Here is a 13,832-nt window from a genome sequence, read left to right as displayed (position 1 = left end):
CTTTTATATTATTCAGCTGTTTCCGGAGCAGGCTCGTCTTCAATCGCATCATATGCGGCAAGAACCTTGCTTTCGAGCATATTTCTCATATCACTGTTTATCGGATGAGCAATATCTCTGTACTCACCGTCAGGAGTTCTTCTGCTTGGCATAGCAACAAACAGCTTTTCCGGACCTTCAATAACCTTTACGTCATGGACAGCAAACGCATTGTCAAATGTAACAGATGCGACAGCTTTCATTTTTCCTTCGCTGGCTACTTTTTTAATTCTGATGTCTGTAATTTCCATGTTTTTCATCACCTTCCGACAAATTTTACTAATTTAATAATATAGCAATTCGCTCAATTTGTCAAGTGCTTTGCACAGATTTTATGGTGAAAATGGCGAAAAAATTACAAGATACGATTTTTAATTGGGCAAATTTATAAAAAAGGGTTTTCAATTTGTTGATAAAGGTATATAATTAATATATTAATATGAGATACGAGGGGATATATGATGAATAGATTTCAAATGTCTGATATAGATAAGACGGCAAATATACATTTTATCGGTATAGGCGGAATAAGTATGAGCGGTTTGGCACAAATTGTGCTTAAAGACGGCTACGGCGTTTCCGGCTCGGACTGGAATAAGAGTGCTATAACCGAAAAGCTTGAAAATATGGGTGCGGATATTGTGTACGGTCACGGTGCCGTTAACGAGGACGGCATAAATAAGGCATCGCTTGTTGTATATACGGCGGCGGCAAAAGCCGATAATCCCGAAATTGTGCTTGCAAAGGAAAAGGGCATTCGCCTTATAGACAGAGCCGAGTTTTTGGGTGCGATAATGAAAAATTACAAGCACGCTGTCGGCGTAAGCGGAACGCACGGTAAAACCACGACAACATCAATGCTTGCACACGCGCTTATCGGTGCAAATCTTGACCCTACAATCAGCGTAGGCGGTGAGCTTGATTTAATCGGCGGAAATATCAGAACGGGTAAATCGGATTATTTTGTTACAGAGGCTTGTGAATACACAAACAGCTTTTTGAAATTTTATCCTACAATCGCCCTTATAACAAATGTTGAGGAAGATCATCTTGACTTCTTTTCGGGAATTGACGAGATAATCGCAAGTTTCAGACAGTTTGCGTACTTGACAAAGGATATAGGTTATGTCGTTGCAATGGGCGGAGATAAGAATGTTCAAAAAGTGCTTGAAAACGCAGATGACCTTAACATAATCACTTACGGAATGGAAAGCAAGTTTGATTATTACCCTGAAAACATTGTGTATCACGCAGGTTTTCCGAGCTTTGACGTTATGAAAAACGGTGAAAAGGTTTGTCATATAAAACTTAATGTCCCGGGCGAACACAATATTTTAAATTCGCTTGCCACGGTTGCGGTATGTAATCTTATGGGCGTTGACGCGGAAACTGCCGCAAAGGGGATTGAAACATTTAAAGGTACGCACAGACGTTTTGAGAAAAAAGGATTTTTAAACGGTGCGGTTGTGATTGACGACTATGCACACCACCCAACAGAAATAAAAGCGACACTTCACGCGGCACAAAAATTCCCGCACAATAAAGTTTGGTGCGTGTTCCAGCCACACACTTTCTCACGAACAAGAACATTGTGGGACGAATTTGTCGGTGCATTTGATGATGCGGACGAATTGATTTTGACACATATATATGCTGCACGTGAAAAGTTTGACGGTGTTACAAAACCTGAAAATCTTGCGGAGGATATTAAGAAACGCGGAGTAAATGCACAGTATATCGATAAATTCGAGGATATTGCCGAGTTTTTGAAAAAGAACGTCAAAGAGGGCGATATTGTATTTACAATGGGTGCAGGTGACGTTGTTAATATAAATAAGTTAATCGTTGAGTAACAAAAAAAGACGACTGAGAAGTCGTCTTTTTTGTTGCCTCCCCTTGAGGGGAAGTGTCACGAGGTACGAGTGACGGAGGGGACTTTACTTCGCCACAGGTATTTTAACGGTAAATTCCGTATATTCATTCTTTTTTGAGTAAACCTTAATACTGCCTTTGCAAGCGGTTGTGATAGCTTTTGCTATTGCAAGACCAAGCCCGTAACCGCCGCTTTCTCTTGCTCTTGACTTGTCCTCACGATAGAAACGTTCAAATATTTGTTTTTGTGCGTCTTCAGAAATTCCGACACCTGTATTTCTGACTGTCAATACCGCATCAGCTGATTCGTGAGTAAGAGTTATATTAATGTCACCGGATTTCGGTGTGTATTTGACTGCGTTGTCAAGAAGTATCATAACAAGCTGTTTAAGCTGTTCGGTCGAGCCGTTTACGAATAAATCTGGAGTGATGTCGTAAGTAAGGTTTACGTTGTTTTCAAAAATGACTGCCTCCATAAGAAGTATAACGCTTTCGGCTGCCTCCGAAAATGAAACCTTGCTGAAAATCACGTTTCCGTCGTCGTGGTCAATTCTTGCGAGATAAAGTAGGTCATTTGTGAGTTTTGTCATTCTTTCAGTCTCTGTTTTAATGTAATCAAGCCATTTTTTTTCTTCGCCTATAGTGTTTTCTTGATGTGACAGAAGTACGTCAACATTTGTGTTAATTGTTGTAAGCGGTGTTTTCAGTTCATGTGACGCGTCTGCGACAAACTGTTTTTGCTTGTTGTACGATTCTTCAACCGGCTTGATTGAACGGTTTGCGGACGACAGACTGATTAAAAATGCTACCGTAAGTGCAACTACGCCGACTAAAAGAAGTATCAAAAATAAATTTCTAAGCATTGCGTGTTCGGCTTGACATTCCGTAAATGCAATTATAAAACCTGTATCAAGCGGTACAACTTTGTATGACCAGTAACCGTTTGACGAACGGATTTGTCCTTTGTCCTCCGAACCGTAAATAATGTCGTTTATTTTGTCTGTATAGAAATCTTCGGTTAAATCAAACGGTGCGTTGACTTTTTCAACATTGCCGTCCGTATCGGTTGTGACAGTGAATGTAAGCGAAAATTCCTGCTTTTGTTTGTCGCTTTTGTTTATATTGTCCGCATTTGGGTCGACTGTATTTGGATTGGGCGGTACATTGCCGTTTTGGTCGGGCGGTACATCGTCAATCGGCTTTTGCATATTGTCTTTCTGCCGCGGATTGTGGTCGGGACGAATAAATTCAATCGCTCTGTCAAGTTTTTGCGATATGCTTTTGTTTACGTTTTGAGCCGTCATAATATAAATAACGGAAAAACTCGATAAAACAAGTGCCGCAATTATGAGCGTGTTTATTATAAGAAGTTTATTTCTAAGTTTTTTAAACATACCCAAGTCCCCCTATTCGCTTAAAGTGTAGCCGACACCTCTTACGGTGTTAATGGACACCTTTGAATGTACGAACGCAAGTTTTTTGCGGAGAAATGATATATATACTTCAACGTGATTGGATTCAGCCTCAGAATCAAAACCCCATAATTTTTCTATAATCTGTTCCTTTGAACAAACCATTTCTTTGTGTAACATTAAATGTTCAAGCAGTTCGCTTTCTTTTAATGTAAGAGTTATTTCCGACGCACCTGCCGTCAGCTTTAATGAAGAAGTGTTAAGAGTTATATCGCCGTATGAGATAGTATTTGTGTTTGAAACTATTTCACCGCGTCTGCGGCCTAATGCCCTTATTCTTGCAAGCAGTTCTTCGGTGTTAAACGGCTTTGCGAGGTAATCGTCTGCACCGCTGTCAAGTCCGAGAACTTTGTCGGAAATTTCATTTTTTGCGGTAAGAAGTATAACAGGTGTGTCAAACCCCTCCGAACGCAAGGTTTTTAAAACGGTTATACCGTCCGTTTTAGGTAACATTATATCAAGGACAATGACGTCATATATACCGCTTAATGCGTCGTCAAGTCCTGTTTCACCGTCGTTTGCAACGTCAACGGTGTAATTGTTTTTCTTTAATATATGTGATAAAGCTTCTGATAAATGAAGCTCGTCCTCCACAACAAGTATTCGCATTCGCTCACCCTCTTTTATTATTTTATGTCTATATTATAGCATAGTTTTCTTAAATGTACCTTAATTTTAAAAGTTTTTTTACGTATTATATAGTAGAAATTTCACCGGAGAAAAGTTTCCTGAAATTAATTTTACATTTTAAGGTTTATTTAAGGATTATACCGTACAATGAAATCAAAGAAAGGATAAAAGAGGAGATGAGGACTTATGGCAATAGAGATTTTTAATCGTTACGAGCATAAATATAAGCTCGACACGAAAACTTTTAATAAGGTTTTGGAGATTATGGATGAGCATATGGAACTTGATTCGCATTGCGGCGAACATTCGCTTTATACCATAGCAAATATTTATTACGACACGAAAGACAATTCTCTTATAAGAGAGTCGCTTTCAAAACCGGCATATAAGGAAAAGTTAAGACTTCGTTCTTACGGTGTACCGGATATGGATTCAAAGGTGTTTCTTGAAATAAAGAAGAAATACAGAGGGCTTGTGAATAAACGCCGTACAACATTGGAACTTGGAGAGGCATATGATTTTATTGAAACAGGAGTGAAACCGGAATTACAGGATTATATGAATGGTCAGGTTTTGAATGAACTTGAATATTGCCTTAATTTGTACGACCTTGAGCCGAAAGTCTATATCGCATATGACAGGTTGGCTTACTTTGAAAAAGGCAATGACGATTTGAGAATATCGTTTGATACAAACATTCGTACAAGAAGAAGTGATTTATTGCTGGAGTCGGGTGACCACGGAAAAAGACTTTTAGACAGTGACGTGTGGCTTATGGAAATAAAAACAAGCTTGGCAAAACCGCTGTGGCTTTGCGAAATGCTTTCGGAATTTGAAATTCGTTCATCAAGTTTTTCAAAATACGGTACGGAGTACAAAAATATGATGGCAAGACAAAAGGAAATGCCGAAACAAAAAATATTTGTATTCGGAAATCAAAAACAAGCGGTATAATATAGGAGGATAAAAGAGAATGGATAATTTAATAAATTCAATAACATCAACATCGTATTCAGGCATAACGCTAACCTTGTCTATGGCAATAGTCGCAATGGCGGCGGCACTTATATTCGGACTTGTTATAAGTCTTACATATATGGGTACACATAAAAATAAATATCAGCAGAGTTTTGCGATTACGCTTACAATGTTGCCGATAATTTTGACGGTTATAATTTTGTTTGTGGGAAGTAACGTGGCGAGAGCATTTTCTCTTGCGGGAACATTGTCAATTATTCGTTTCCGTTCGGCACCCGGCGATCCGGAGGATATAGGATATATTTTTTTTGATATTGCGGCAGGTCTTGCGTGCGGTGTAGGTCTTTACGGATACGGAGCATTATTTGTTTTGTTGCTTTGCCTGTTTATGATTGTGATTTCAAAAATCAAATTCGGTAAGCCTAATACAACGGCTAAAAATTTGAAAATTACCATTCCCGAAAATCTTGATTACGAGGGTATATTTGATGAAATAATCAAGAAATACTCAAAAGATTATACATTACAAAAGGTCAGAACAACAGATTTGGGCTCACTTTATGAGCTTACATATTCGGTTAATATGAATAAGGATGCCGATGAAAAGAAGTTTATTGACGAATTAAGATGCAGAAACGGTAATTTGAACATTGTATTGTCACTTGCCGCAACAGCGCTTTACGGAAAATAAAGGTTTAATAATATCCGACTGTTTTAACAAGAAAATTAATCTCCCCCCTATACAGTTAAGACAGGGGATATATTAAAACGGATAATAGGGTTGGAAAAAAGTTTAAATTTTTCTAAAAAAGACTTGCAAAGTGTTTTGCGGTATGCTATAATATATTTGTAGAAAGAAATTACATTCTACCCTTTTATCCTATACATAGCAAAATGAAAAGAGCACTTATTTAGGTGCTTTTTTCATTTTTTTTTTGATAAATTTTTCTTTATAGGGTAAGCTAAAATAAAGGAGAGTGGCTTAACTATGGCAGGAATAATTTTCAGTATAATAGCGGGTGCGTCAATGAGTATACAGGGTGTTATGAATACGCGTCTTTCGGATAAAATAGGAATATACGAATCAAACGCATTCGTTCAGGGGACGGCATTTTTATTGTCGCTTATTGCGGTGTGGATAATGGGCAAAGGCAGTTTTAAAGGTATAGCGGACGTGAATAAATTCTATCTTTTGGGCGGTGTACTGGGGATAATTATAACTGTAACGGTTATGCTCGGTATAGGCAAATTAAGTCCTACGGTGGCAATTTCAATTATATTGATTTCACAGCTTTTCGTTGCGGCGTTGATTGACGCGTTCGGTCTTATGGGCAGCGAAAAGGTTGCGTTTACTTGGAATAAATACATCGGAATGGCACTTATGATAGGCGGTGTGCTGTTGTTTAAATGGAAATCATAAAATATCACAACTAATTCTACGTTAATATTATGTAAAAAAAAACTGTTTTTTATTGCAAACGTAATACAAAATATGATATAATTTTTTTTGCATTTATGCGAAATAAAATTTATTTAAAATTTATCGGGAGGTAGAGAATTGAACAAAAATATTATTAGTCTTGAAAACATTGCCGTTTCCTTTGACGGTGAGAAGATTTTAAACGACATCAATCTTGACATTAAGGACAAAGAGTTTGTAACGTTTCTCGGCCCATCGGGCTGCGGAAAGACAACCACACTTAGAATTATAGGTGGGTTTTTAAAGCCTGACAGCGGTATTGTCAGGTTCGACGGTAAGGAGATTAATAATATACCTCCTTATAAACGTAATGTTAATACGGTGTTTCAGAGATACGCGCTTTTTCCTCATTTGAATGTGTATGATAATATTGCATTCGGATTGAAGATAAAGAAATTTTCTGATAAGGAAATTCAAAAGCGTGTCGGAGCAATGCTGGAGCTTGTAAACCTTAAAGGTTTTGAAAAACGCTCAATCGACAGACTTTCCGGCGGTCAGCAGCAGAGAGTTGCCATTGCAAGGGCACTTGTCAATGAGCCGAAGGTGCTTCTTCTTGACGAGCCTTTGGGCGCGCTTGATTTGAAGCTTAGAAAAGATATGCAGATTGAATTAAAGCGTATTCAGCAAAGCCTTGAAATTACGTTTATATATGTAACACACGACCAGGAGGAGGCTCTTACAATGAGTGATACGGTCGTGGTAATGAATAACGGTGATATTCAGCAAATCGGTTCTCCGGTTGATATATATAATGAGCCTAAAAACGCATTCGTTGCCGACTTTATCGGTGAAAGCAATATCCTAAACGGTATGATGGTTAAGGATTTGCTTGTTGAGATAAACGGTCACAGATTTGAATGTGTTGATACGGGATTCGGTGAAAATAAACCTGTTGACGTTGTTATACGTCCTGAGGATATTCAGCTTGTTAAGCCTGACGATTCACATATTTCGGGTGTTGTGCAGTCTGTCACGTTTAAGGGTGTGCATTATGAAATGCTTATCGAGGCATATGACCACGATTGGCTTGTACATTCGACAAAGGCGGCAGAAGTGGGAAGTACGGTCGGTATAAAGTTCGATCCGTATGACATACATATTATGCACAAGATGAACGATTAAGGAGGTAGATATGATGAAAAAACTTGTTTCCGCTCCTTATCTTTTGTGGATGGCGATATTTATTATTGTTCCGCTTATAATGGTGGCATACTTTGCTTTAACCGATACAAACGGAGCATTTACGCTTGACAATCTTGCGGCGGTGTCGCAGTATTCAAATATATTTATTCGTTCAATATGGCTTGCGGCGGTCGCGACGGTGATATGTCTTATCATAGCGTATCCGCTTGCACTGATACTTGCCAATACGGATAAAAGCTATCAAAGTACGGTGCTTATGATAGTAATGCTCCCAATGTGGATGAACTTTCTTTTGAGAACGTACGCATGGATGACACTTTTGGGCAATAACGGACTTATTAACAGCTTTTTTGGGCTTTTCGGACTTGGCCCGTTTAAAATGCTGAATACATCGGGTGCGGTTGTGCTTGGTATGGTTTATAACTATTTGCCGTATATGATACTTCCGCTTTATACTGTAATGGAAAAGATAGATAAAAGCGTTATCGAGGCGGCTCACGATTTGGGCTGTAACAATGTAAAGACTATGTTCAAGGTTATTGTACCGCTGAGTATGCCCGGAATAATGTCGGGTATCACAATGGTGTTTGTGCCGGCAATCAGTACATTTATCATTTCAAGAATGCTCGGCGGCGGTTCTAACCTGCTTATCGGTGACCTTATAGAAATGCAGTTTCTCGGAAATTCGTATAATCCGAACTTAGGTGCGGCAATTTCGCTTGTGCTTATGGTTATCATTCTGCTGATTATGACAATACTTAATCAGTTTGATGATGATGAAGATAAGGTGCTTATGTAAGTTTATAAGAAAGGACGTGGGATTTAATTGAAAAAATTATCAAAGGTCTATATGGCTCTTGTTTTATTGTTCCTGTATATACCGATTTTTGTGCTTATTGTGTTTTCGTTTAACGTAACAAAAAGCCGTTCGGTGTTTTCGGGATTTACATTTGATTGGTACATAAAGCTGTTTCATAACGGACTTATAATGAAATCGCTTTTAAATACAGTAATAGTTGCGACAGTTGCGTCAATCGCCGCGACAATTCTCGGTACTGCGGCGGCAATCGGTATAAACAATATGAAAAAACTGCCGCGAACGATTGTTATGCAGGGTACGAACATTCCTATTATCAACCCCGAAATCGTTACGGGTGTTTCGCTTATGCTTTTGTTCGTGTTCTTTGCGGCAAGAATGAATTTTGAATTTGGCTTTGTGACGCTTATCATAGCACATATCACGTTTGACGTGCCGTATGTAATTCTGAACATAATGCCGAAATTCAGACAGATGAATCCGCATCTTTACGAAGCGGCACAGGATTTGGGGTGCAGTCCCATTTCGGCATTTTTCAAGGTTGTTTTGCCTGAAATATTGCCGGGTGTAATTTCGGGATTTTTGATGTCGTTCACATTTTCGCTTGATGATTTTGTTATCAGTTACTTTACAAGCGGTGCAACGTCACAAACATTGCCGATTACGATTTATTCAATGACAAGACGTAAGGTAAGCCCTGAAATAAACGCACTTTCAACAATAATTTTTGTAATCGTGGTTATAGTGCTTGTTGTTAAGAATGTAATTGAGCGTAGAAATGCGGTAAAGCGAGGTGTTAAATGATGAAAAAATTTATACTTGCTTTAATTTCAATGTCGCTTTTGCTTGCAAGCGGTTGTGCGCATATTGAGGAATACGATACGGAGGAAACGGCAGATACGGAAGAAACAACGGAAGTACAGACTGTAACGGTTGACAATCCCGAATACTATACGCGGTTTAAGAATGACGGCATATCAATAAACGTGTATAACTGGGGTGAATATATTCCTGACGGAAGTGAGGAAGGCGTACTTAACTTAAATGCCGAATTTACAAAGCTTACGGGCATAACGGTAAATTACAGTACATATGCCACGAACGAAGAGCTTTACGCAAAGTTGAAGGGCGGCGGCTCGACTTATGATATTATCATTCCTTCGGATTATATGATTTCAAGAATGATAAAAGAAAATATGCTTGAACCGCTTGATAAGTCGAATATTCCGAATTTTGCGAATATAATGGATAAGTTTAAGAGCTCGGAATATGATCCCGGCTCAAAGTATTCCGTGCCGTATACATGGGGAACGGTCGGAATTATCTATGATACGACTGTTGTAGATGAGGAGGATATTGGCTGGGATATTCTTTGGGACGAAGATTATTCGGGCAGAATATTGATGTTCGATAATCCGCGTGACGCATTTGCGATTGCGGAAAATATGCTTGGATATTCGCTTAATACTGAAAACAGCGAAGAACTTGAAAAAGCGGCGGAAAAGCTGAAAGAACAGAAAAAAGTTGTTCAGGCGTATGTAATGGACGAAATATTTGATAAGATGGGTGCAGGTGAGGCAATAATAGCACCGTATTACGCAGGTGACGCTGTAACGCTTATGGACGAATATGAGGATCTTGGTTTTGTAATTCCCGACAGCGGTACAAACTTGTTTATAGATGCGGTTTGTATTCCTAAGGGCTGCAGAAATAAAGAGGCGGCGGAAATGTATATTAATTTCTTGAATGAGCCTGACGTTGCATATGCGATTGCAGATTTTATCGGATATTCAACTCCAAACCAAAAAGCATATGAAATGCTTGATGATGAAGTGAAAAATGACGGTATATCTTATCTTGATGATGATTATATCGAGGAAAAAACGACTGTTTTCTGTAATCTTTCAGATGAGGCAAATCAGAAAATGCAGACGCTTTGGACTGATATGAAGTCGTCAGAAGAACAAACACCGAATAAAGTGATAGTTCCGGCATTTATGTCAGTGTGCGTCATTGCGTCATTGATTATATTAATAAGAAGATATATTAAAAAGAAGAAAGATATGTTTTAATAAACGGCGACCGTTGGTCGCCGCTACGAGGTAGTAGTGGCGGTCATCGGCCGCCCTTTTGACTTATATATATTAATATGCTATAATTATATATAAGTTTAAATTAAGGGGATAAAAAAATGATACTTGCAATAGACATTGGAAATACAAACATAGTGGTAGGATGTTGTAAGGACAACAAAGTTTCGTTTGTGGAACGAATTTCTACAAATCACACTGCAACGGAGCTTGAATATGCTGTTTCGATAAAAACGATTTTGGAGCTTTACAACATTGATTTTTCTGAAATTGACGGTGCGATAATATCATCGGTTGTTCCTACTGTCACAATCACTATGAAAAGAGCGATAAAGAAAATTACAGGCTGTGAGGCAATGATTATCGGACCGGGTATAAAGACGGGTTTAAGCATTGTTATAGACAATCCCGCACAACTCGGCAGTGACTTGGTTGTTGACGCAGTTGCGGGAATACATGAATACGGTGCACCGATTATAATATTTGACCTCGGCACCGCAACGACTATTTCGGTAGTCGATAAGAATAACAACTACATCGGCGGTGTTATAATGCCGGGAATGGGTATTTCGCTTAACGCAATGGTAAGCGGTACGTCGCAACTTCCGAGAATCAGCCTTGAAGAACCGAAAAAGATTATCGGCTCAAATACCGTTGACTGTATGAAAAGCGGTATATTGTACGGTACTGCGTCAAGTATGGACGGAATGATTGAGCGTATCAAGGAAGAAATCGGTGAGGCGAAAGTTGTCGCAACAGGCGGACTTGCAAGTACGGTTGTTCCGCATTGTAAAAATGACATAATTCTTGATGACGAACTTTTGCTTAAAGGACTTATGATAATATATAATAAAAACATTTAATTTCAATAAATTCCCACTTGTAGAATAGCAGAATATGCACAAAATATTAACATAATTTAATGGAAAGCGGGGAAGAGAATTTGAAGAATAATAAAGTTTTTGAAGTTCTGCAACGCGTCGGCAGGTCGTTTATGCTGCCGATTGCAATTTTGCCTGTTGCAGGACTTTTTCTGGGTATAGGAAGTTCTTTCACAAATGAAACAATGCTTAAAGCATACGGTCTTTACGGCATAATGGGACCGGGAACGATAATTCACGGCATTTTAACGGTTATGAGTGCCGCCGGAAGTATCGTTTTTGATAATTTGCCGTTGCTTTTTGCAATCGGTGTTGCAATCGGTATGGCGAAACGTGAAAAAGAAGTCGCCGCACTTGCGAGTGTTATTGCGTTTTTTATTATGCACACTGCCATAAGTGCGTTGATTTCCGTAAATTATGCCGGCGGCGATATGAGTATGGACGCAATGGAACAGGCTGTTGTGAATTTGGAGCAAAATCTCGGTCTGAGCGGTGCAACGTCAATGGTACTTGGTATATATACGCTTAATATGGGCGTGTTTGGCGGTATTATAGTCGGACTTGGTACGGCGGCACTGCACAACAGATTTTACAAAATACAACTTCCGCAAGTGCTGTCATTTTTCGGCGGTACAAGATTTGTGCCGATAATATCGGCGGTGGTGTTTTTGCTTGTCGGAATACTTATGTATTTTATTTGGCCGTATATTCAAAAAGTTATTTCAATGCTTGGAAATCTCGTACAGAATACGGGCTATATCGGTACACTGATTTACGGAATAATCGAACGTGCGTTAATACCGTTCGGACTTCATCATGTATTCTATATGCCGTTTTGGCAGACGAATGTCGGAGGCTCAATGGAGATTGCGGGTCAGACAATAAACGGTGCACAAAATATATTCTTTGCACAGCTTGCCGACCCTAACACAACGAAATTTTCCGTTGACGCAACGCGTTTTATGGCAGGTAAATTCCCGTTTATGATGTTCGGTTTGCCGGGTGCGGCACTTGCAATGTACAGATGTGCCAGAAACGAAAAGAAAAAAGTTGTCGGAGGACTTTTGCTTTCGGCGGCATTGACGGCATTTTTGACAGGTATAACAGAGCCGCTTGAATTTACATTCTTGTTCGTTGCACCGATTTTGTATGTTGTGCATTGTGTGCTTGCAGGTATCTCGTTTATGCTTATGCATATATTCGGTGTCGGAGTCGGTATGACGTTCTCGGGCGGACTTATAGATATGACTCTTTTCGGTATAATGCAAGGTAATGCAAAAACTCATTGGCTTTATATCGTGCTTGTCGGTATTGTGTATTTCTTCGTTTATTGGGGTGTATTCACGTTCCTTATAAAGAAATTTAACTTTAAAACTCCGGGTCGTGAGGCGGATAATGAGGAAACAAAGCTTTATACGCGTTCAGATGTGAATGCGAAAAAAAGCGGAAAGACAGATATGACGTCTGTTTTGATTTTAAAAGGACTTGGAGGTAAAGAAAATATCGCCGATATTGACTGTTGTGCAACAAGACTTCGTATTACGGTGCATAACAGTGACGCGGTCAGCGAGGATATTTTAAAACAAAGCGGTGCGGCAGGTGTAATTAAAAAGGGTAACGGTATACAGGTTATTTACGGCCCGCGAGTAACGGTTATAAAGTCGCATTTGGAGGACTTTATGGAAAGTAAGGAAAGCGTCGATTTAAGCGGTTATGGTGTGGCGGATAATGAAATACAAACTGAAAAAGAAACTGCACCGAAAGCAGACGGAACGGAAATATTCCTTTCATCTCCGATAAGAGGAAAAGCAGTACCGCTTGAAAAGGTTGATGATGAGGTATTCTCTGCCGGAATACTCGGACAAGGTATTGCGATTGAGCCGAGCGAGGGTAAGGTTTTTGCACCGGTTGACGGTGTGGTTGAAAACATTCCGAAAAGTAAGCACGCTATCGCAATAACTGCGGATAATGATGCAAATATTTTAATTCATGTCGGTCTTGATACAGTTGAACTTGACGGTAACGGATTTGACGTAAAAGTCGCAAACGGTGCAAAAATCAAAAAAGGCGACTTGCTTATGACGTTTAATTTAAACGGAATAAAAAAACAGGGCTATAAAATGATAACGCCTATTGTAGTTTGTAACGCAGATGAATTTGCGGAATTTAAAACCGTTGCCGACGGTGATGTTAATGTCGGTGATGATGTGATAAGAATAGTCAGATAACAAAAAGGACGGTTTTAAAACCGTCCTTTTTTATGTTGTCAGAGTTCGAGAAATTAGTTCGGATTTTGCGAAAATGAACTCGTCGGCGTACGTTGGTACGTTAGAGTTTATTTTCGCAAAAAGTGCAAAGGCAAGCCATAGGCTTGCCTTTAATTATCAAATGTTAAATAATATTTTGCACGTTCCGGACAATTTATCAAAC

Annotated in this window: 13 protein-coding genes; 10 read left to right on the top strand and 3 right to left on the bottom strand. The window is 39.1% G+C overall.

Features of this window, described 5'->3' with window-relative positions:
• Positions 1–8: 8 nt before the first annotated feature.
• A complete protein-coding gene (gene spoVG / locus ACSAMO_RS07595; RefSeq protein WP_117968249.1) occupies positions 9–290 on the bottom strand; it encodes a septation regulator SpoVG in 282 nt (93 codons plus the stop codon).
• A gap of 210 nt (positions 291–500) precedes the next feature.
• On the opposite strand from spoVG, the gene murC reads away from it, so the two are divergent.
• Positions 501–1,892 (top strand): UDP-N-acetylmuramate--L-alanine ligase, encoded by a 1,392-nt coding sequence (murC, locus tag ACSAMO_RS07590; RefSeq protein ID WP_373367863.1) that lies wholly within the window; start codon positions 501–503, stop codon positions 1,890–1,892.
• A gap of 84 nt (positions 1,893–1,976) precedes the next feature.
• Here the strand turns inward: murC and ACSAMO_RS07585 are convergent, their stop codons facing one another.
• Positions 1,977–3,305, bottom strand: a complete 1,329-nt coding sequence (locus tag ACSAMO_RS07585; RefSeq protein ID WP_499209041.1) for a sensor histidine kinase — start codon at positions 3,303–3,305, stop codon at positions 1,977–1,979.
• Positions 3,306–3,317: 12 nt separating this feature from the next.
• Entirely contained in the window at positions 3,318–3,992 is a 675-nt protein-coding gene (locus tag ACSAMO_RS07580) for a response regulator transcription factor (protein WP_412275486.1), read from the bottom strand.
• A 207-nt stretch (positions 3,993–4,199) separates the two neighbouring features.
• Here ACSAMO_RS07580 and ACSAMO_RS07575 point away from each other — a divergent pair, with 207 nt between their 5' ends.
• The 9 genes from ACSAMO_RS07575 (at position 4,200) to ACSAMO_RS07535 (ending at position 13,630) form a co-directional block, all read left to right on the top strand.
• Positions 4,200–4,967 carry a polyphosphate polymerase domain-containing protein gene (locus tag ACSAMO_RS07575; RefSeq protein WP_308455644.1) on the top strand — a complete coding sequence of 256 codons (768 nt, stop codon included), beginning with the start codon at positions 4,200–4,202 and terminating at the stop codon, positions 4,965–4,967.
• A 19-nt stretch (positions 4,968–4,986) separates the two neighbouring features.
• The gene (locus ACSAMO_RS07570; RefSeq protein WP_412275485.1) at positions 4,987–5,682 is read left to right on the top strand and encodes a DUF4956 domain-containing protein; all 696 of its coding nucleotides are present in this window, start codon (positions 4,987–4,989) and stop codon (positions 5,680–5,682) included.
• 297 nt (positions 5,683–5,979) lie between these two features.
• Entirely contained in the window at positions 5,980–6,411 is a 432-nt protein-coding gene (locus ACSAMO_RS07565; protein ID WP_022229674.1) for a DMT family transporter, read from the top strand.
• Between the two features lie 138 nt (positions 6,412–6,549).
• Positions 6,550–7,593: a spermidine/putrescine ABC transporter ATP-binding protein gene (potA, locus tag ACSAMO_RS07560; protein WP_117968254.1), complete on the top strand. Its 1,044-nt coding sequence runs from the start codon at positions 6,550–6,552 to the stop codon at positions 7,591–7,593.
• 10 nt (positions 7,594–7,603) lie between these two features.
• The gene (locus ACSAMO_RS07555) at positions 7,604–8,413 is read left to right on the top strand and encodes an ABC transporter permease (protein ID WP_022229676.1); all 810 of its coding nucleotides are present in this window, start codon (positions 7,604–7,606) and stop codon (positions 8,411–8,413) included.
• Between the two features lie 51 nt (positions 8,414–8,464).
• Positions 8,465–9,235, top strand: a complete 771-nt coding sequence (locus ACSAMO_RS07550) for an ABC transporter permease (protein ID WP_499210097.1) — start codon at positions 8,465–8,467, stop codon at positions 9,233–9,235.
• Positions 9,235–10,503 (top strand): ABC transporter substrate-binding protein, encoded by a 1,269-nt coding sequence (locus tag ACSAMO_RS07545; protein WP_499209040.1) that lies wholly within the window; start codon positions 9,235–9,237, stop codon positions 10,501–10,503. The genes ACSAMO_RS07550 and ACSAMO_RS07545 overlap by 1 nt, the downstream gene beginning before the upstream one ends.
• Positions 10,504–10,622: 119 nt before the next feature.
• Positions 10,623–11,384, top strand: a complete 762-nt coding sequence (locus ACSAMO_RS07540) for a type III pantothenate kinase (RefSeq protein ID WP_022229679.1) — start codon at positions 10,623–10,625, stop codon at positions 11,382–11,384.
• A gap of 131 nt (positions 11,385–11,515) precedes the next feature.
• Positions 11,516–13,630 carry a PTS sugar transporter subunit IIABC gene (locus tag ACSAMO_RS07535; RefSeq protein ID WP_412275512.1) on the top strand — a complete coding sequence of 705 codons (2,115 nt, stop codon included), beginning with the start codon at positions 11,516–11,518 and terminating at the stop codon, positions 13,628–13,630.
• Positions 13,631–13,832: the final 202 nt, after the last annotated feature.

Source organism: Ructibacterium sp. SJQ-7, from assembly GCF_054696575.1.
Note: the sequence above shows the minus strand (reverse complement) of the source record. Positions and strands in the feature narration are given on the sequence as shown.

Coding starts and splice junctions, on each gene's coding strand:
- spoVG (WP_117968249.1), bottom strand. CDS start 290: ATGGAAATTACAGACATCAGAATTAAAAAAGTAGCCAGCGAAGGAAAA.
- murC (WP_373367863.1), top strand. CDS start 501: ATGAATAGATTTCAAATGTCTGATATAGATAAGACGGCAAATATACAT.
- ACSAMO_RS07585 (WP_499209041.1), bottom strand. CDS start 3,305: ATGTTTAAAAAACTTAGAAATAAACTTCTTATAATAAACACGCTCATA.
- ACSAMO_RS07580 (WP_412275486.1), bottom strand. CDS start 3,992: ATGCGAATACTTGTTGTGGAGGACGAGCTTCATTTATCAGAAGCTTTA.
- ACSAMO_RS07575 (WP_308455644.1), top strand. CDS start 4,200: ATGGCAATAGAGATTTTTAATCGTTACGAGCATAAATATAAGCTCGAC.
- ACSAMO_RS07570 (WP_412275485.1), top strand. CDS start 4,987: ATGGATAATTTAATAAATTCAATAACATCAACATCGTATTCAGGCATA.
- ACSAMO_RS07565 (WP_022229674.1), top strand. CDS start 5,980: ATGGCAGGAATAATTTTCAGTATAATAGCGGGTGCGTCAATGAGTATA.
- ACSAMO_RS07555 (WP_022229676.1), top strand. CDS start 7,604: ATGATGAAAAAACTTGTTTCCGCTCCTTATCTTTTGTGGATGGCGATA.
- ACSAMO_RS07550 (WP_499210097.1), top strand. CDS start 8,465: ATGGCTCTTGTTTTATTGTTCCTGTATATACCGATTTTTGTGCTTATT.
- ACSAMO_RS07545 (WP_499209040.1), top strand. CDS start 9,235: ATGAAAAAATTTATACTTGCTTTAATTTCAATGTCGCTTTTGCTTGCA.
- ACSAMO_RS07540 (WP_022229679.1), top strand. CDS start 10,623: ATGATACTTGCAATAGACATTGGAAATACAAACATAGTGGTAGGATGT.
- ACSAMO_RS07535 (WP_412275512.1), top strand. CDS start 11,516: ATGCTGCCGATTGCAATTTTGCCTGTTGCAGGACTTTTTCTGGGTATA.